The organism is Pseudomonas sp. CFBP 8772 (assembly GCF_014841665.1).
GTDB classification, from domain to species: domain Bacteria; phylum Pseudomonadota; class Gammaproteobacteria; order Pseudomonadales; family Pseudomonadaceae; genus Aquipseudomonas; species Aquipseudomonas graminis_B.
The window spans coordinates 82,982-101,241 of sequence record NZ_JACYUI010000006.1 but is presented as its reverse complement, the minus strand read 5'-3'; the positions used below and the strand labels follow the sequence as shown (position 1 = coordinate 101,241).

Here is an 18,260-nt window from a genome sequence, read left to right as displayed (position 1 = left end):
GACATGACTTCTGCGCTTCACCCGACCCGGTTGCCTTGCGGCAACCGGGTTCTTGATTTATCCCGCACGCACGTGATGGGGATCCTCAATATCACCCCTGATTCGTTCTCGGACGGCGGCCGTTTTGCGCAGCGCGACCTTGCGTTGCGTCATGCCGAAGCGATGATGCTGGCGGGTGCGACCTTGATCGACGTCGGGGGTGAGTCAACAAGGCCCGGCGCGCGATCGGTTTCTCCCGTTGAAGAGCTGGAGCGCGTGGCACCTGTCGTTGAAGCCATCAGCGCCGAGCTCGATGTGATTATTTCGGTCGACACCTCCACGCCGGCGGTCATCCGCGAGACTGCACGTCTGGGGGCAGGGCTCATCAACGATGTTCGCTCGCTTCGCCGTGACGGGGCGCTGGACGCCGCTGCGGCAACGGGTTTACCCGTCTGCCTCATGCACATGCGCGGCGAACCGACGGACATGCAGAATGACCCTCACTACACTGATCTGGTCGGTGAGGTCAGTACATTTTTGCGCGAGCGCATGGAGCAGTGCGTCGAAGCGGGTATTCCTGCCGAGAGAATTATCCTTGATCCGGGATTCGGGTTCGCCAAGACCCTTGAGCATAACTTGAGCCTCTTCAAACACATGGAAGCCCTTCATGCATTGGGCCGTCCACTGTTGGTCGGTGTCTCCCGCAAAAGCATGATCGGCAAGGTTCTCGACAAGCCTGTTGACCAGCGTCTGCACGGCGCCCTGGCGCTTGCCGCCATGGCGATGGTCAAAGGCGCAAAAATCCTACGTGTGCACGACGTCCCGGAGACGGTCGACGTAGTGCGTATGATTGCTGCTGTTCAGTCAGCAAAATAAGAAATCTGGAGCACCCATGAGCACCAAGAAATATTTCGGTACCGACGGTATCCGCGGTCGTGTAGGTCAATTCCCGATTACCCCTGATTTCATGCTCAAGCTTGGCTGGGCGGCAGGGATGGCATTCCGGAAAATGGGCGCATGCCGAATTCTGGTGGGCAAGGACACCCGTATTTCGGGCTACATGTTCGAGTCGGCGCTCGAAGCCGGCTTATCTGCGGCGGGTGCGGACGTGATGCTCCTGGGTCCGATGCCGACGCCTGCGATCGCCTATCTGACGCGTACATTCCATGCCGAAGCGGGCATCGTGATCAGTGCGTCACATAATCCGCATTACGACAACGGCATCAAATTCTTCTCCGGGCAGGGCACCAAGCTGCCTGATGAAATCGAGCTGATGATCGAGGAGTTGCTCGACTCGCCGATGACCGTCGAGGAGTCCGAGAAACTCGGCAAGGTGTCCCGTATCAACGACGCCGCTGGCCGTTACATCGAATTCTGTAAAAGCAGCGTTCCGACCAGCACTGACTTCGACGGGTTGAAGCTCGTTGTCGATTGCGCCCATGGTGCGACGTACAAGGTAGCGCCAAATGTGTTCCGAGAGCTTGGCGCCGAGGTCACTGTGCTGTCGGCGGCTCCCAACGGGCTCAACATCAATGACAATTGCGGCTCCACCCACATGGGAGCGCTGCAGGCCGCCGTTGTCGAGCATGGTGCTGACCTGGGCATCGGTTTCGACGGTGACGGCGACCGTGTGCTGATGGTCGACCATACCGGCGCGATCGTCGATGGTGATGAGCTGCTTTACATCATTGCGCGGGACCTTCAGGAGCGCGGCCAGTTGCAAGGCGGTGTCGTGGGCACGCTGATGAGCAACCTCGGACTGGAACTGGCGCTTGCGGATCTCAATATTCCGTTCGTGCGAGCCAATGTTGGCGACCGCTATGTCATCGCCGAGCTGCTGGAGCGCGATTGGCAAGTGGGCGGCGAGAACTCGGGCCATGTCGTCTGCTTCCGGCATACCACAACGGGGGATGCAATCATCGCTGCATTACAGGTACTGCTGTCGATGAAGCGTACCGGACAGAGCCTCGCGCAATCGCGCGAAGGCCTGAAGAAATGCCCTCAGGTATTGATCAATGTGCGGTTTGAGGGAGGAGGCGTTGATCCGGTCAAGCACCCCGCCGTTATTGAAGCCTGTGACCGCGTGACCGTCGCCATGGGCGGGCGTGGGCGTGTGCTTCTGCGCAAGTCTGGTACCGAGCCGCTGGTGCGTGTAATGGTCGAGGGCGAGGACGAAATCCTGGTTCGCGGGTATGCCGATGAACTGGCAAAACTGGTTGCTGAAGTTTGCGCCTGATTTCGGCTTGCCAGTGTTGAAACTGTTGGGTAACATCTGCGCCCACTTTGACCGACGAGGTACAGCATGCGTCGCCCTATGGTAGCTGGTAACTGGAAGATGCACGGTACCCGCGCCAGCGTCGCTGAGCTGATCGAGGGTCTTGCAAATCTCGCCCTTCCGGGTGGCGTAGATGTGGCGGTCTTCCCGCCAAGCCTGCACGTGAGTCTTGTGGTTGATTGCCTGGAAGGGCAGTTGATCTCCGTCGGTGCGCAGAACTGCGCCCATCAAGCAGGGCAGGGCGCGTTGACTGGCGAAGTGTCGTCGACCCAGTTGGCGGATGCAGGTTGCAAGTTTGTGCTCGTAGGGCATTCGGAGCGTCGTCAGGTAATGGGCGAAAGTAACGAGGTCCTGAACCGCAAGTTCGAGGCTGCACAGGCAGCAGGTCTGATCCCGATACTTTGCATCGGCGAGACACTCGAGGAGCGAGAAGCAGGCAAGACGCTTGAGGTTGTCGGGCAGCAGCTGGGCAGCATCATCGAAGAACTTGGCGTCGGTGCTTTCGTTAATGCGGTCATTGCTTACGAGCCGGTCTGGGCCATTGGTACCGGATTGACTGCCTCGCCTGAACAGGCGCAGGAAGTGCACGCAGCGATTCGTGCGCAGTTGAGACAAGAGAATCCTGAAGTCGCACAAGGTGTGCGTCTTCTATATGGCGGCAGCGTGAAGGCGGCCAATGCGGTCGAACTGTTCGGCATGCCGGATATCGATGGAGGCCTCATTGGTGGCGCCTCCCTGAATGCAGATGAGTTCGGTGCGATCATTCGCGCCGCGGGAAACTGAAAAAATGCTGGAAACAGTCGTAGTCGTTCTTCATCTGCTGGGTGCTCTGGGCGTTGTTGCTCTGGTTTTGCTGCAGCAGGGTAAAGGTGCCGACGCTGGCGCATCATTTGGAGCAGGTGCATCAAATACTGTGTTCGGTGGACAAGGTTCCTCTACCTTTCTCAGTAAACTTACTGCTATACTTGCCGCCTGTTTCTTCATGACCAGCTTAGGGTTAGGTTACTTTGCTAAAGAGAAAGCTCACCAGCTGACTCAAGTAGGTTTGCCAAATCCAGCGGTACTGGAAGTGAAGCAAAAGCCGGCAGCAGATGATGTTCCGGTTTTGGAGGGGCAACAGAAACCAGCTGCAGTGCCTGCTGATGTTCCTGTCACTCCAGAGCAAAAGTAATACCGGATTCGCAGCTGTTTTTGGGGCTGCAAAAGAGTTGTAATGCCGAGGTGGTGGAATTGGTAGACACGCAACCTTGAGGTGGTTGTGCCCATAGGGTGTAGGGGTTCGAGTCCCCTTCTCGGTACCAATTAACAAGAAAGCCCGCAGTAGCGGGCTTTCTTGTAGGTGGATGTGTCGGATTGACCCAAATTTGGATCGGTCGTATACTTCCGCCCCAGCTTTGTCGCGGGGTGGAGCAGTCTGGTAGCTCGTCGGGCTCATAACCCGAAGGTCGTTGGTTCAAATCCAGCCCCCGCAACCAGTTTTAGCGGAGCCCCTTTTCAGGGGCTTTTTGTTAGCTGGACACTTTATGACGCCGCTTTTCGCCGGCGTTTTCATGATTGGGCTTTTGCCCATTTTTTATTTGCAGCATGCACGAGGGGGTTCAGGTGTCGAGCAAGCTAGAAGAGTTGCAGGCCTTGCTGGCCCCGGTGGTCGTGGCCCTAGGCTATGAATGCTGGGGTATCGAGTTTTCGTCTCAAGGGCGTCACTCGATGTTGCGCGTCTATATCGATAAAGAAGGCGGCGTGCTGGTGGACGATTGCGCGATCGTCAGCCGTCAGATCAGCGGTATTCTGGATGTAGAAGATCCAATCAGCTCCGAATACACGCTCGAAGTTTCCTCTCCAGGCATGGAACGCCCACTGTTTACCATTGAGCAGTTTGCGGAGTTTGCCGGGGCACAAGTGAAGATAAAGCTGCGTTCACCGTTTGAAGGTCGACGCAACTTTCAAGGCCTTCTCCGCGGGGTGGAGGAGCAGGACGTCGTGGTCCAGGTTGAAGATCACGAGTTTCTGTTGCCGATCGATCTGATCGACAAAGCCAACATTATTCCCACGTTTGACTAAGACGTGCCAGATACAGCGGATCCCGCGGATCCAATGGCTTGCGAAAGGCGAGGCGTACGATGAGCAAAGAAGTACTGCTGGTTGTTGAATCGGTATCCAATGAAAAAGGCGTACCGGCCGATGTGATTTTTGAAGCGCTTGAGATAGCGCTGGCTACGGCCACCAAGAAGCGTTTTGAAGATGAAGTAGATCTGCGTGTCGAGATCAATCGTCAAACAGGCGCCTATGAGACATTCCGTCGTTGGACGGTGGTCGAAGAAGACGATCTCGACGATCCGGCGATCGAAACGTGGCCGAGCAAAGTTGCGCTGACGCACCCCGGTGCCAACGTTGGCGATGTAGTAGAAGAGAAGATCGATTCCATCGAGTTCGGCCGCATCGCTGCGCAGACTGCCAAGCAAGTCATCGTGCAGAAAGTTCGCGAAGCCGAGCGAGCTCAAGTCGTGGACGCCTACCGTGAGCGTCTGGGCGAAATCATTTCCGGCACTGTTAAAAAAGTTACACGTGACAATGTCATCGTCGACCTTGGCAACAATGCCGAAGCTCTGCTGGCGCGTGAAGACATCATTTCGCGGGAAACTTTCCGCGTAGGTGTCCGCGTCCGAGCATTGCTCAAAGAAATCCGCACCGAGAACCGCGGCCCTCAGTTGATTCTGTCGCGTACTGCGCCGGAAATGCTGATCGAGCTGTTCCGGATTGAAGTTCCGGAAATCGCTGAAGGGCTCATCGAGGTGATGGCTGCCTCTCGTGATCCTGGATCGCGTGCAAAGATCGCAGTTCGCTCCAAGGACAAACGCATTGACCCGCAGGGCGCGTGCATCGGCATGCGTGGTTCGCGCGTGCAGGCTGTTTCCGGCGAGTTGGGCGGCGAGCGTGTGGATATCGTGCTTTGGGACGATAACCCGGCGCAGTTCGTCATCAACGCCATGTCGCCTGCCGAAGTGGCAGCGATCATCGTTGATGAAGATGCCCACGCCATGGACATCGCTGTAGGCGCAGATAACCTCGCCCAGGCGATTGGCCGCGGTGGCCAGAACGTGCGGTTGGCCAGTCAGTTGACTGGCTGGACCCTTAACGTGATGACCGAATCGGACATCCAGGCCAAGCAGCAAGCGGAAACCGGTGACATCCTGCGCAACTTTATCGACGAGCTGGAAGTCGATGAGGATCTCGCTCAGGTTCTGGTAGACGAAGGCTTCACCAGCCTGGAAGAGATTGCCTACGTACCGTTGGAAGAAATGCTCAACATCGACGGCTTTGACGAAGATACCGTCAACGAGCTTCGCGCTCGTGCCAAGGATCGTTTGTTGACTAAAGCCATCGCTACTGAGGAAAAGCTGGCAGACGCCCATCCGGCCGAAGACCTGCTCTCGCTTGAGGGTATGGACAAGGATTTGGCGATGGAACTGGCGGTGCGCGGCGTAATTACCCGCGAAGACCTGGCCGAGCAGTCTATTGACGATCTGCTCGACATCGACGGCATTGACGATGATCGTGCCGGCAAGTTGATCATGGCCGCCCGAGCCCATTGGTTCGAGTAAGTAGATGCGGCCTGAGGAGAGAAGTGCATGACGCAAGTCACGGTGAAAGAACTGGCCAAAACGGTCGACACACCGGTAGAGCGCCTGTTACAGCAGATGCGTGAGGCAGGTTTGCCGCACAACGCCGCCGAACAAGTTGTGACCGATATCGAAAAGCAAGCCCTGTTGACGCACCTGAAAAGCGGTCACAAGGCCAAGGTGGAAGAGCCGCGCAAGATCACTTTGCAGCGCAAGACCACCAGTACCCTGCGCGTTGCTGGCAGCAAAAGCATCAGCGTTGAAGTACGCAAAAAGAAAGTTTTCGTTCAGCGCAGCCCGGAAGAAATCGAAGCCGAACGCAAGCGCGAGCTGGACGAACGTCGTGCGGTAGAGAATGCCGCTCGCCAAAAGGCTGAAGAAGAATCCCGTCAGCGTGCTGAAGAAGAAGCGCGCCGTCAGCCTTCGTCTGGTGCCCCGGCTGCCGAGGCTGTTGCAGCGCCGGCACCGGCACCGCAAGCTGCCGAGCCAGCCCGGGAAACTCCGGCTGCGGCACCTGCGCCTACTGCCGATCGCAAGAAAGACGAACCGCGTCGCCCTGACAAACCACGCAACGACGATAACAATCGTCGCAGCGGCGGCGGTGGTGACGGCGATCGCAAGAACGCCCCGCATCGCGCATCGGTCAAGGAAAAGGCGCCAACGCCACGCGTTGCTCCTCGTACTACCGACGAAGAAAGCGATGGCTTCCGTCGCGGCGGTCGCGGCAAGGCCAAGCTGAAGAAGCGCAACGCGCACGGTTTCCAGAGCCCTACCGGCCCTGTCGTTCGTGAAGTGAAGATCGGCGAGACCATCAGCGTGGGCGATCTTGCTCAGCAGATGTCGGTCAAAGCGGCCGAGATCATCAAGTTCATGTTCAAGCTGGGTACTCCGGCCACCATCAACCAGGTTCTGGATCAGGAAACTGCCCAGCTGGTCGCTGAAGAACTGGGCCACAAAGTGACCCTGGTCAGCGACACCGCGCTGGAAGATTCCCTGGCCGAGTCCCTGAAGTTCGAAGGTGAGACGTTCTCCCGTGCGCCGGTTGTAACGGTCATGGGTCACGTTGACCACGGTAAGACCTCGCTGCTCGATTACATCCGTCGCGCCAAGGTTGCTGCTGGCGAAGCCGGTGGTATCACCCAGCACATCGGTGCGTACCACGTAGAAACCGAACGTGGCATGGTGACGTTCCTCGATACCCCGGGTCACGCTGCGTTTACCGCAATGCGTGCCCGTGGTGCCAAGGCAACCGACATCGTGATTCTGGTTGTCGCTGCCGACGACGGCGTAATGCCGCAGACCATCGAAGCCGTGCAACACGCCAAGGCTGCCGGTGTTCCGCTGGTTGTTGCCGTGAACAAGATCGACAAGCCGGGCGCCGACCTGGACCGTATCCGCAGTGAACTGTCCGTTCACGGCGTAACGTCCGAAGAGTGGGGTGGCGAGACGCCTTTCGTCTCGGTCTCCGCGAAGATGGGTACGGGCGTTGACGAGCTGCTTGAAGCCGTTCTGCTGCAGGCCGAAGTTCTGGAATTGATGGCAACGCCGTCGGCTCCGGGTCGTGGTGTTGTCGTTGAATCGCGTCTGGACAAGGGCCGCGGCCCGGTTGCGACTGTTCTGGTTCAGGACGGTACGTTGCGTCAAGGCGACATGGTTCTGGTTGGCTCCAACTACGGTCGCGTTCGGGCAATGCTCGACGAGAACGGCAAGCCAATCAAAGAAGCCGGTCCATCGATCCCTGTCGAGATTCTCGGCCTGGACGGTACGCCGGACGCTGGCGACGAGATGAGCGTTGTTGCCGACGAGAAGAAAGCCCGTGAAGTGGCTCTGTTCCGTCAAGGCAAGTTCCGCGAAGTCAAGCTGGCCCGTGCTCACGCCGGCAAGCTGGAAAACATCTTCGAGAACATGGGTCAGGAAGAGAAGAAGACGCTCAACATCGTCCTCAAATCCGATGTCCGCGGTTCTCTGGAAGCGTTGCAGGGTGCATTGAATGGCCTGGGTAACGATGAAGTGCAAGTGCGCGTAGTGGGCGGCGGCGTCGGTGGTATCACCGAAAGCGACGCCAACCTGGCACTGGCCTCCAACGCTGTACTGTTCGGCTTCAACGTGCGTGCCGATGCTGGCGCGCGCAAGATCGTCGAGCAGGAAGGTCTGGACATGCGTTACTACAACGTCATCTACGACATCATCGAAGACGTCAAGAAAGCCCTCACCGGTATGCTTGGCAGTGACGTTCGGGAGAACATCCTGGGTATCGCTGAAGTCCGCGACGTGTTCCGCTCGCCGAAATTCGGCGCGATCGCAGGTTGCATGGTCATCGAAGGCGTTGTCTTCCGTAACCGTCCAATCCGTGTACTGCGTGAAGACATCGTTATCTTCGAAGGCGAGCTGGAATCCCTGCGTCGCTTCAAGGATGACGCTTCCGAAGTACGTGCCGGCATGGAGTGCGGTATTGGCGTCAAGAGCTACAACGACGTCAAGGTCGGTGACAAGATCGAAGTCTTCGAGAAGGTCCAAGTGGCTCGCAGCCTCTAAATCGCGAGCTTCAGGAGTCATGGCTGCGTCGCATGAAAATGCCAGGCGCCGGTCATGGACTCTAAACGCAACGCCCGGTCCGGCTCTCGCCAGGCCGGGCGTTTGCCGCTTTCAGACCACATGGCTTTTGCCATGGGTCAGCAGTGACAGGTAACAAGACATGGCAAAAGAATACAGCCGTACCCAACGTATCGGCGATCAGATGCAGCGTGAGCTGGCACAGCTGATCCGTCGTGAAATCAAAGACCCCCGCGTGGGGTTGGTCACCATCACCGCCGTCGACGTCAGCCGTGATGTCGGCCACGCCAAAATCTTCATGACCGTGATGGGGCAGGACAGCGCCGAAGAAATCGCGCAGTCGATCAAGGTGCTCAATGCTGCTGCAGGGTTCCTGCGTATGCAGCTGGCCCGTGAGATGAAGCTGCGCAGCGTTCCGCAACTGCATTTCCATTACGACGAAAGCGTTGCCCGTGGCGCGCATTTGTCGGCATTGATCGAGCGTGCGGTGGCTGAAGATGGTCAGCACCAAACCGCACCCAAGCAAGACGGTCCGGAGGAATAAGGCGTGGCTCAGGTCAAGCGTATTCGCCGTAACGTCAGCGGGATCATCCTGCTCGACAAGCCGCTGGGCTTCACGTCCAACGCCGCGCTGCAGAAAGTGCGCTGGTTGCTCAACGCCGAAAAAGCCGGCCATACGGGCAGTCTCGATCCGCTGGCAACCGGCGTTCTGCCGCTGTGCTTCGGTGAAGCCACCAAGTTTTCCCAGTACCTGCTCGATTCCGACAAGGGTTATGAAACCCTGATGCAGCTCGGCAAGACCACCACCACGGCCGACGCCGAGGGTGAGGTGCTGCAGACGCGGCCTGTGACCGTTGGTCGCTCGGATATCGAGGCGGTGCTTCCGGCATTTCGCGGGGATATCAGTCAGATACCGCCGATGTACTCCGCCCTCAAGCGGGACGGTCAGCCGTTATACAAGCTGGCCCGAGCAGGGGAAGTGGTGGAGCGCGAACCGCGTTCTGTTACTATTGCGCGCCTGGAATTATTGGCGTGTGAAGGTGAGACCGCTCGTTTGGCTGTCGACTGCACCAAAGGCACCTATATTCGTACCCTCGTGGAAGATATCGGTGAAAAGCTGGGCTGCGGTGCTTACGTCGCCCAGTTGCGTCGCACCCAGGCCGGTCCTTTCACGCTGGCCCAGACGGTAACGCTGGAAGAGCTGGAAGCCGTGCATGCCGAAGGCGGTAACGAAGCGGTTGATCGCTTCCTGATGCCATCGGACAGCGGATTGCTGGATTGGCCGCTGCTGCAGTTCTCCGAGCACAGTTCGTTCTACTGGCTGCATGGCCAGCCGGTGAGAGCCCCCGACGCGCCGAAGTTTGGCATGGTGCGGGTGCAGGATCATGAAGGACGCTTCATCGGGATCGGTGAAGTGAGTGAAGACGGGCGCATTGCGCCGCGTCGACTGATTCGGTCAGAGTGACCGGACCCGTCGCGGCAGGGTTTCCTGGCACGGCGGTACGAGGGTGGCTGTTAACAGGCATGGTCACTCCTCACATTTAAATACGAGAGTCAGCTCTCGGCCTGTTGAAACCGTCTCTCAGGAGCGGTTTCTTGATAAAAGGAATGCCCACATGGCACTCAGCGTTGAAGATAAAGCTCAGATCGTAACCGACTACCAGCAAGCTGTTGGTGATACTGGTTCGCCAGAAGTGCAAGTTGCACTGCTGACCGCCAACATCAACAAACTGCAAGGCCACTTCAAGGCCAACGGCAAGGATCACCACTCCCGTCGTGGTCTGATCCGTATGGTAAACCAGCGTCGCAAGCTGCTGGATTACCTGAAAGGTAAGGACGTTAGCCGTTACAGCGCCCTGATCGGTCGTCTGGGTCTGCGTCGCTAATAACGACTCGGATAGAGGTTGGTTGGTCGTCATGTTCCGCTGGTTTTACCAGTGGGCTGGCGGGCTCCCAGCCTCTAGTTGTATCTGGACTGCCGAAGGGTCCGATTCCCCTCGCTGCCCAAGAATTCGCAAGAAACCAGTTCCCCAAGAGCCACAAAGAAGGTAGGAAACCGTGAACCCGGTAATCAAGAAATTTCAATTCGGTCAATCGACCGTAACCCTCGAGACTGGCCGTATTGCCCGTCAAGCCTCTGGTGCTGTATTGGTCACCGTTGACGACGACGTCACCGTTCTCGTGACTGTGGTCGGCGCCAAGCATGCAGACGCAAGCAAAGGCTTTTTCCCTCTTTCCGTTCACTACCAGGAAAAGACCTACGCCGCTGGCAAGATCCCTGGTGGGTTCTTCAAGCGTGAAGGCCGTCCTTCCGAAAAAGAAACACTGACCTCGCGTTTGATCGACCGTCCGATCCGCCCACTGTTTCCGGAAGGCTTCATGAACGAAGTGCAGGTTGTCTGCACCGTCGTCTCCACCAGCAAGAAAACCGATCCGGACGTCGCTGCGATGATCGGTACTTCGGCTGCGCTGGCAATCTCCGGTATTCCGTTCGACGGCCCGATCGGTGCCGCGCGCGTTGCTTTCCACGAGAGCACCGGCTACCTGCTGAACCCGACGTACGAGCAACTGAAAGCATCGAGCCTGGACATGGTCGTTGCCGGCACCGAAGAAGCGGTACTGATGGTTGAGTCGGAAGCCAAAGAGCTGACCGAAGACCAGATGCTGGGCGCCGTGCTGTTCGCCCATGACGAATTCCAGTCGGTCATCAAGGCCGTCAAAGAGCTGGCCGCCGAAGCTGCCAAGCCAACCTGGAACTGGGCGCCGAAAGCTGAAGCCACTGAACTGCTGGGCGCTATCCGCTCCGAGTTCGGCGCAGCGATCTCCGAGGCCTACACCATCACCGTCAAGGCCGATCGCTATGCTCGCCTGGGTGAGCTGAAGGATCAGATCGTTGCCAAGCTGGCTGTTGAAGACGGCAGCCCGTCCGCCAGCGAAGTCAAAGCGGCATTCGGCGAGATCGAATACCGCACCGTTCGCGAAAACATCGTCAACGGCAAGCCGCGTATCGACGGTCGCGACACCAAGACTGTGCGTCCGCTGAACATCGAAGTCGGCGTTCTGCCGAAGACTCACGGTTCGGCGCTGTTCACCCGTGGCGAAACTCAGGCGCTGGTCGTGGCCACCCTGGGTACCGCGCGTGACGCTCAGCTGCTCGACACCCTCGAAGGCGAGAAGAAAGACCCGTTCATGCTGCACTACAACTTCCCTCCGTTCTCGGTGGGCGAGTGTGGTCGCATGGGTGGCGCCGGTCGCCGTGAAATCGGTCACGGCCGTCTGGCCCGCCGTTCGGTTCAGGCCATGCTGCCGGCTGCCGACGTGTTCCCGTACACCATCCGCGTCGTATCGGAAATCACCGAGTCCAACGGTTCCAGCTCCATGGCGTCGGTCTGTGGTGCTTCGCTGGCGCTGATGGACGCTGGTGTTCCAATGAAGGCGCCGGTCGCCGGTATCGCCATGGGTCTGGTTAAAGAAGGCGAGAAGTTCGCCATCCTGACCGACATCCTGGGTGACGAAGACCACCTGGGCGACATGGACTTCAAAGTGGCCGGTACCGCCAAAGGTGTCACCGCGCTGCAGATGGACATCAAGATCAAGGGCATCACCGAAGAGATCATGGAGATCGCTTTGGGTCAGGCGCTGGAAGCACGTCTGAACATCCTGGGTCAGATGAACACCATCATTGGTCAGTCGCGCACCGAGCTGTCGGAAAACGCTCCGACCATGATCGCGATGAAGATCGACACCGACAAGATCCGCGACGTGATCGGCAAGGGCGGCGCTACCATCCGTGCCATCTGCGAAGAAACCAAAGCGTCGATCGACATCGAAGACGACGGCTCGATCAAGATCTTTGGCGAAACCAAGGAAGCTGCTGAAGCTGCACGTCAGCGCGTTCTGGGCATCACCGCTGAAGCCGAGATCGGCAAGATCTACGTCGGCAAGGTCGAGCGCATCGTTGACTTCGGCGCGTTCGTTAACATCCTGCCGGGCAAAGACGGTCTGGTGCACATCTCCATGTTGAGCGACGCTCGCGTAGAGAAGGTCACCGACATCTTGAAAGAAGGTCAAGAAGTCGAAGTGCTGGTGCTGGACGTGGATAACCGCGGCCGTATCAAGCTTTCGATCAAAGACGTTGCAGCTGCCAAGGCGTCGGGGGTTTAACCCGTCTCCTGCAGTTGATGAAAAAGAGCCCTTCGGGGCTCTTTTTTTTGAATGCAATTAATGGCTTAGGGAGCCAGACCGTCGTCGGGCGGCTCGTCAGAACATGCATCTTGCAAGCGGAACTTTCGTAAAGCGGGCAATCTGCACGACAGCTGTGGATCCATGAAAACATAAGTCTTTGATTTATAAGGAATATATTTGTGATCGTGTGTTGGCACAGCGCTTGCGACATTGTAGGTAACCCTGCAGCCAATCAGATTGGCGCAGATTCTGAGAAAAACAGGAGTTACCCGTATGAAGAAGTTCGCTATTGCTGCTGCTACCGCCACTGCTCTGACTCTGACTATGGCCAACGTAGCCATGGCTCAGACCTCTGCTCAAGCTCCAATGACTGTAGCTGCAAACGAAGTCGCCAAAACCAAAGAAGCTACTTCTGACACTTGGATCACCACCAAGGTAAAATCTGACCTGCTGACCGAAAAAGGCATTCCAGGCTCCGACATCAAGGTTGAGACCAACAAAGGCGTGGTATCCCTGTCGTCGACTGTCGCTATCACGGATGCGCAGAAAACCACCGCTGTTGCGATCACCAAGAAAATCAAAGGCGTGAAAGCTGTTTCGGCTGATGGCCTGAAAGCTGAGTAATTACATTCTGCTGAACCTGGAAGATAGCCGGCTGACAGTGTGACAGTCGTCAGGCGACTGATTCAAGGTTCATGCGAAGGGCCACAAGGATGTGGTCAACAAAAACCCCGACGTTCGCGCCGGGGTTTTTTTATGCCCTCATTTCTGCAAGACCAGCTTGTTTCGCAGCTGAGACGAGCATTTGACATCTTCTCGCCATGCCCACTGAGTTATCCTCCTACGCCGCGCGCTATCCAAGTGAAGGTGTCTAAACCATCCAATTGATAGAAGTCAGTTAGGCTGTGCACAGTAATTGCATATCACGCAGCCCATTGCTGGATGGGTGGCGAATCTACCCACAGCCTTGACACTTTGATGACCTGTCATCGGCTACAGTCTGGCGTACCTTCGCTTCTCTGTGGCGAAGCTGCTTTACTCCGGGCCAGGCCTGAAATTCTTTTGCTGTGAGAAGTAGATGCCCACGATTCCCTTACTGATTTGCGACGACTCCAACATGGCGCGCAAGCAGCTGATGAAGGCCCTGCCGCCCGAGTGGGATGTGTCGGTGACCACGGCGGCCAATGGCCGTGAAGGGATCGAGGCGATTCGCCAGGGTCTGGGCCGCGTTGTGTTGCTGGATCTGACGATGCCGGACATGGACGGTTATCAGACGCTGGCCGCCATTCGCGCGGAAAGCCTGCAGGCCAGTGTCATCGTTGTCTCCGGTGACGTTCAGGAAGAAGCGGTGCGGCGCACCCTGGAACTGGGTGCGCTGGCCTTCCTGAAAAAACCGGCTGATCCCGATCAACTGCAGCAGACCCTTGAGCGACTAGGCCTGTTGGGAGAGAGCGCCAATCAGTCTCTGGCCCTGGCATCGGGTGGCGATCAGGCCGCCATCAGTTTCAATGACGCATTCCGCGAGACCGTGAACGTCGCAATGGGCCGCGCCGCCGCGTTGCTGGCGCGGGTCTTGGGCGTGTTCGTGCAACTGCCGGTGCCCAACGTCAACATGCTGGAGGTGGGCGAGCTGCACATGGCGCTGGCGGATGCCCAGGCCAATGACCGGCTCACGGCGGTGTGTCAGGGCTATATCGGTGGCGGCATCGCCGGCGAAGCGCTGTTGTTGTTTCATGATTCGGAAATCTCCGACATGGCGCAACTGATGAAGGTCGACGACGCCGACTACTCTGACATGGAGATGTTGCTGGACCTGTCTTCCATCCTGATCGGCGCTTGTCTGAGCGGCATTGCGGAGCAGCTCGACGTCGCCTTTTCCCAAAGCCACCCCCAAGTGCTGGGCTTGCACAGCGGCATTGAAGAGCTGATCCGTCTCAACGAGCGGCGCTGGAAGAAGACGCTGGCTGTGGAGATCAGTTACAGCCTGGAAGGCCATAACATCCATTTCGATCTGTTGATGTTGTTCACCGAGGACTCGGTCGAGCTGCTGTCGCGGAAACTCGCCCATTTGATGAGCTGATTCATGAACGATCGTATCGATTTCAAAGAATTGCACTGGCTGCTCACCGTGACGCAGAACATCGACGTCGGCGTGGTGGTGCTGGATCAGGAGTACCGGGTGCAGGTCTGGAACACCTTCATGGAGAACCGTTCCGGGATACTGTCGTATGAAGCGGCGACCCGTTCGTTCTTTTCGCTGTTCCCGGAGATCAACGAGCGCTGGCTGAAGAACAAGATCGACAGCGTGATTACGCTGGGAACCCCAGCGTTCACGATCTGGGAGCAGCGCCCTTATCTGGTTCATTTCAAGAGCTATCAGCCCATCACCGGGCAAGAAGACTTCATGTACCAGAACACCACGATGTATCCGCTGCGGTCGACGACCGGGGTGGTCAGCCATGTGTGTCTGGTGATCTACGACGTCACCGATGTGGCGACGAACCGTCTGCAATTGCAGGCCGCCAACCGCGAGCTGCAGAAGCTATCGAGCACTGATCGCCTGACCAGCCTGTACAACCGCGGTCACTGGGAAGAAGCGCTGCGTCTGGAGCATGCTCGGCACGTCCGTTACGGCACTACGGCGTCACTGGTGATGTTCGACATCGATCACTTCAAGCGCGTCAACGACACCTACGGGCATCAATGCGGCGACCGGGTGATCCAGCGGGTGGCGGACGTCGTGCGTGAACACATCCGTGAAGCTGACATCGCCGGTCGTTACGGCGGCGAAGAGTTTGCGGTGTTGCTGCCCGACACCGACAAGCAAGGCGGCGCCATGTTCGCCGAGCGTCTGCGCGCCGCCGTCGAGGCGCTGGACGTCATGCAGGAAGGCGAAGCCATTCATTGCACGATCAGCCTGGGCGTCGCTGACATGACCTCGCCGATGGACGATCACAAAACGCTCATCGAGCGCGCAGATCAGGCCCTGTACGAATCCAAAAAGAACGGTCGCAATCGCGTGTCGGTGGATACGTCGGATTGAAGCACCGGCGGAGGGCCGCCTCGAAGGCGGTCTTCACCCGCTAGGACAACTCCGCGAAATCGCTGAGCACGTCATCCCTTAGAGAGATAAACCGTGCGTCGCTGCGATTGCGCGGGCGGGGCAGGTCGATGTCGACGATACGCCGGATGCGCCCCGGATGCGGCTGCATCACCACCACCCGATCACCGAGATAAACCGCCTCATCCACATCATGGGTGACATGGACCATGGTGATCTTTTCCTGCTGCCAGATGTGCTGCAACTCACGCTGCAATCGCGTACGGGTCAGCGCATCCAGTGCGCCGAAGGGTTCGTCAAGGAGCAGCACGCTGGGCCGATTGACCAGTCCCCGGGCGATCGCCACCCGTTGCGCCATGCCGCCGGAAATCTGGTGCGGGTACGACTCAGTGAAATCCTGCAGGCCAACCAGCTGAATGTGTTCGCGTACGGTGTCACGCTTTTGCGCGGCGCTCAGCGGTGCGTTCTTCAGGCCGACCGCGACGTTCTGCTCAACCGTGAGCCACGGGAAAAGCCGGTGATCCTGGAACACGATGCCGCGCTCAAGCCCCGTGCCCCTGATCGGCTTGTCGTCCAGCAGGATGCGGCCGTCGAATGCTTCGTCCAGGCCGAGGATCAACCTGAGGAGCGTTGATTTGCCACAACCACTGGCACCGACGATGGTGATGAACTCCCCCGGCGCGATGTCCAGCTGGACGTTGTCCAGAACGTGCAGTTGGGTGTCGGCGCCTGCATGGGTAAAGTGCTTGCTGATGTTTTCCAGGCGCAGCCCGTTGCCCTGTGACGGGGCGAGGGGCTGGGCGGTAAGCGGTTGGGTACTGGGCATGAGCGTTCCTTCTGACATTCGGTTTGGGGAAGCGAGAGATTCGGGAGAGGCCGAGCACGACGACCTCAGCGAGGGGCAATGCCGTACAGCCGTTGCAGGCGTCGTTCAAAAAGACGCGCCAAGAGGTTAAGCCCCCAGCCGACCAGCCCGATGACGATCATGCCGAACAGCACGAGGTCCATCATGAAGTGCTCGCTGCCATCGATCAGCGTATTGCCGATGCCGCTGCCCGACACCAGCAGGTATTCGGCGCCGATGGTCGCCAGCCACGAATACACCAGCGCCAGGTAGATACCGGTAAAGATCGAAGGCAGCGCTGCGGGCAGCATGACGCCGGTGATCGTCTGCCAGCGGGTGAAGCCGTAGACCTTCGCGACTTCCAGCAGCGCCGGGGAAACGCTGCGCAAGCCGTCGCACGTGTTGACCACCACCGGCACCAGTGCTGCGAGGGACAGGAACACCACTTTGGCGACGTCGCCCAGACCGAACCACACCGAGATCAGCGGGATCCAGGCGAACAACGAGATCTGTTTGAACGTGTTGAAGCTCGGGCCCACCACTCGCTCGAACAGCCGCGAAAACCCCAGCAGACAACCGAGCACCAGACCCAGTGTGGTGCCGATGAAAAAGCCGCTCAGGTCGCGGGCAAGACTGGCGGAAATCGCACGCCAGAACTGCCCGGACGTCACTTGCTCCCAGGTGGTGACGGCGACCTTTTGTGGCGAAACCAACAAGCCGGAGCTGCTCCAGCCCTGGCTGGATGCAAGCCACCAGACTGCCACCGCCAAGAGGGGAACCACCCAACCTCGATAGCGGTGGGTCTGGGTGCCGTGTGGGATTGTCAGTGTGCTCATGCCAACCTCCCGGTCTTGACCGGACGGCCTCGGTTTAGGCGCCGCTCGATGAATTCGAAACCGCGATCAATCAGTAGCCCGAGGGTGCCAACCACCACCACGGCGGCCATGACCAGATCCAGCTGAAACAACTGCCGACCATAGGCGATCAGGTAGCCCAGCCCTTCGCTGGACGCCAACAGCTCAACCATCACCAGCGACAGCCAGGCCTTGGTGAATCCCAGACGCAGGCCGGTGAAGATCGGCGCGACGGCGGAGGGCAGGACGATGTCGGTGACGATCTGGCGTTGGCTGAATCCGTACGCGCGGCCCACTTCCAGCAGGCGTTTGGGCACTTCATGGAAGGCTTGCAGCGTACACAGCGTCACCGGGACCAGCGCGGCGTGGGCGATCAATACATATTTCAGCGGCTCGCCGATGCCGAACAGCAGCAGTGCAAACGGCATCCAGCCCAGTACCGGAATCTGCACCAGCGCGTTGAACGTCGGCAGCAGATAATCTTCGACGGTTTTCGACAACCCCATCGCCAGCCCCAGGGTGATCCCCAATGCCGAGCCGATCATAAAGCCCACCAGCACGCGCTGCAGACTGGCGGAGGCGTTCAGCCACAAGTCGCCGCTGCTGACCAGATCGCCCAACGTCTGGTAAACGAACGCGGGAGGCGGCAGTACTTGTTCCGACAACCAGCCGCGCTCCGTGCCGAGGTACCACAGGCCCAGCAGCACGATGGGCAGCAACCAGGCCAGCGCGACGTTGGCCGCGCGGGTTAGCCAGGGCTTGGTGGATGCTGGCGCCGCAACTCGCTGAGCGGGGCGGGTTGGGGCGTTGGGCAGACGCTTGACCGGCGCTAGGGTTTTCACAGGAATGTGCTGCCGATCAAGCGCTTCAGCGGTGGCTCGGGCCATGG

At 58.5% G+C, this 18,260-nt stretch carries 17 protein-coding genes and 2 tRNA genes; 16 read left to right on the top strand and 3 right to left on the bottom strand.

What is annotated here, in order from left to right:
• The first annotated feature begins 3 nt into the window (after positions 1 to 3).
• From folP to IFT99_RS14010, 16 genes are all read left to right on the top strand, one after another.
• Positions 4 to 855 carry a dihydropteroate synthase gene (gene folP, locus IFT99_RS14085; RefSeq protein ID WP_192132955.1) on the top strand — a complete coding sequence of 284 codons (852 nt, stop codon included), beginning with the start codon at positions 4 to 6 and terminating at the stop codon, positions 853 to 855.
• Between the two features lie 16 nt (positions 856 to 871).
• Entirely contained in the window at positions 872 to 2,215 is a 1,344-nt protein-coding gene (glmM, locus tag IFT99_RS14080; RefSeq protein ID WP_192132954.1) for a phosphoglucosamine mutase, read from the top strand.
• A gap of 66 nt (positions 2,216 to 2,281) precedes the next feature.
• Positions 2,282 to 3,037 (top strand): triose-phosphate isomerase, encoded by a 756-nt coding sequence (gene tpiA / locus IFT99_RS14075; RefSeq protein ID WP_192132953.1) that lies wholly within the window; start codon positions 2,282 to 2,284, stop codon positions 3,035 to 3,037.
• Between the two features lie 4 nt (positions 3,038 to 3,041).
• On the top strand, positions 3,042 to 3,425 hold the full coding sequence (gene secG / locus IFT99_RS14070; RefSeq protein WP_122535425.1) for a preprotein translocase subunit SecG: 384 nt from the start codon (positions 3,042 to 3,044) through the stop codon (positions 3,423 to 3,425).
• Positions 3,426 to 3,469: 44 nt separating this feature from the next.
• A tRNA-Leu gene (locus IFT99_RS14065) sits at positions 3,470 to 3,555 on the top strand.
• A 97-nt stretch (positions 3,556 to 3,652) separates the two neighbouring features.
• A tRNA-Met gene (locus IFT99_RS14060) sits at positions 3,653 to 3,729 on the top strand.
• Positions 3,730 to 3,856: 127 nt separating this feature from the next.
• Positions 3,857 to 4,315, top strand: a complete 459-nt coding sequence (gene rimP / locus IFT99_RS14055; protein ID WP_065987699.1) for a ribosome maturation factor RimP — start codon at positions 3,857 to 3,859, stop codon at positions 4,313 to 4,315.
• Positions 4,316 to 4,374: 59 nt separating this feature from the next.
• Positions 4,375 to 5,856 carry a transcription termination factor NusA gene (nusA, locus tag IFT99_RS14050; RefSeq protein WP_065987602.1) on the top strand — a complete coding sequence of 494 codons (1,482 nt, stop codon included), beginning with the start codon at positions 4,375 to 4,377 and terminating at the stop codon, positions 5,854 to 5,856.
• Positions 5,857 to 5,883: 27 nt separating this feature from the next.
• Positions 5,884 to 8,409 carry a translation initiation factor IF-2 gene (gene infB, locus IFT99_RS14045; RefSeq protein ID WP_192132951.1) on the top strand — a complete coding sequence of 842 codons (2,526 nt, stop codon included), beginning with the start codon at positions 5,884 to 5,886 and terminating at the stop codon, positions 8,407 to 8,409.
• A 160-nt stretch (positions 8,410 to 8,569) separates the two neighbouring features.
• A complete protein-coding gene (gene rbfA, locus IFT99_RS14040) occupies positions 8,570 to 8,971 on the top strand; it encodes a 30S ribosome-binding factor RbfA (RefSeq protein ID WP_065987600.1) in 402 nt (133 codons plus the stop codon).
• Between the two features lie 3 nt (positions 8,972 to 8,974).
• Positions 8,975 to 9,892: a tRNA pseudouridine(55) synthase TruB gene (gene truB, locus IFT99_RS14035; protein ID WP_065987599.1), complete on the top strand. Its 918-nt coding sequence runs from the start codon at positions 8,975 to 8,977 to the stop codon at positions 9,890 to 9,892.
• A gap of 151 nt (positions 9,893 to 10,043) precedes the next feature.
• Positions 10,044 to 10,313: a 30S ribosomal protein S15 gene (gene rpsO / locus IFT99_RS14030; RefSeq protein WP_037015114.1), complete on the top strand. Its 270-nt coding sequence runs from the start codon at positions 10,044 to 10,046 to the stop codon at positions 10,311 to 10,313.
• 172 nt (positions 10,314 to 10,485) lie between these two features.
• Entirely contained in the window at positions 10,486 to 12,591 is a 2,106-nt protein-coding gene (pnp, locus tag IFT99_RS14025) for a polyribonucleotide nucleotidyltransferase (RefSeq protein ID WP_065987598.1), read from the top strand.
• A gap of 294 nt (positions 12,592 to 12,885) precedes the next feature.
• Entirely contained in the window at positions 12,886 to 13,236 is a 351-nt protein-coding gene (locus IFT99_RS14020) for a BON domain-containing protein (protein ID WP_065987597.1), read from the top strand.
• A 454-nt stretch (positions 13,237 to 13,690) separates the two neighbouring features.
• A complete protein-coding gene (locus tag IFT99_RS14015) occupies positions 13,691 to 14,692 on the top strand; it encodes a response regulator (protein ID WP_192132949.1) in 1,002 nt (333 codons plus the stop codon).
• 3 nt (positions 14,693 to 14,695) lie between these two features.
• Positions 14,696 to 15,655, top strand: coding sequence for a sensor domain-containing diguanylate cyclase (locus IFT99_RS14010; protein ID WP_192132947.1), 960 nt, complete (start codon positions 14,696 to 14,698; stop codon positions 15,653 to 15,655).
• Between the two features lie 40 nt (positions 15,656 to 15,695).
• Here IFT99_RS14010 and IFT99_RS14005 read toward each other — a convergent pair whose 3' ends face one another.
• From IFT99_RS14005 to IFT99_RS13995, 3 genes are all read right to left on the bottom strand, one after another.
• Positions 15,696 to 16,499 (bottom strand): ABC transporter ATP-binding protein, encoded by an 804-nt coding sequence (locus IFT99_RS14005; RefSeq protein ID WP_192132945.1) that lies wholly within the window; start codon positions 16,497 to 16,499, stop codon positions 15,696 to 15,698.
• Between the two features lie 65 nt (positions 16,500 to 16,564).
• Entirely contained in the window at positions 16,565 to 17,353 is a 789-nt protein-coding gene (locus IFT99_RS14000) for an ABC transporter permease (protein ID WP_192132943.1), read from the bottom strand.
• The gene (locus tag IFT99_RS13995; RefSeq protein WP_192132942.1) at positions 17,350 to 18,258 is read right to left on the bottom strand and encodes an ABC transporter permease; all 909 of its coding nucleotides are present in this window, start codon (positions 18,256 to 18,258) and stop codon (positions 17,350 to 17,352) included. The genes IFT99_RS14000 and IFT99_RS13995 overlap by 4 nt, the downstream gene beginning before the upstream one ends.
• Between the last annotated feature and the right edge of the window lie 2 nt (positions 18,259 to 18,260).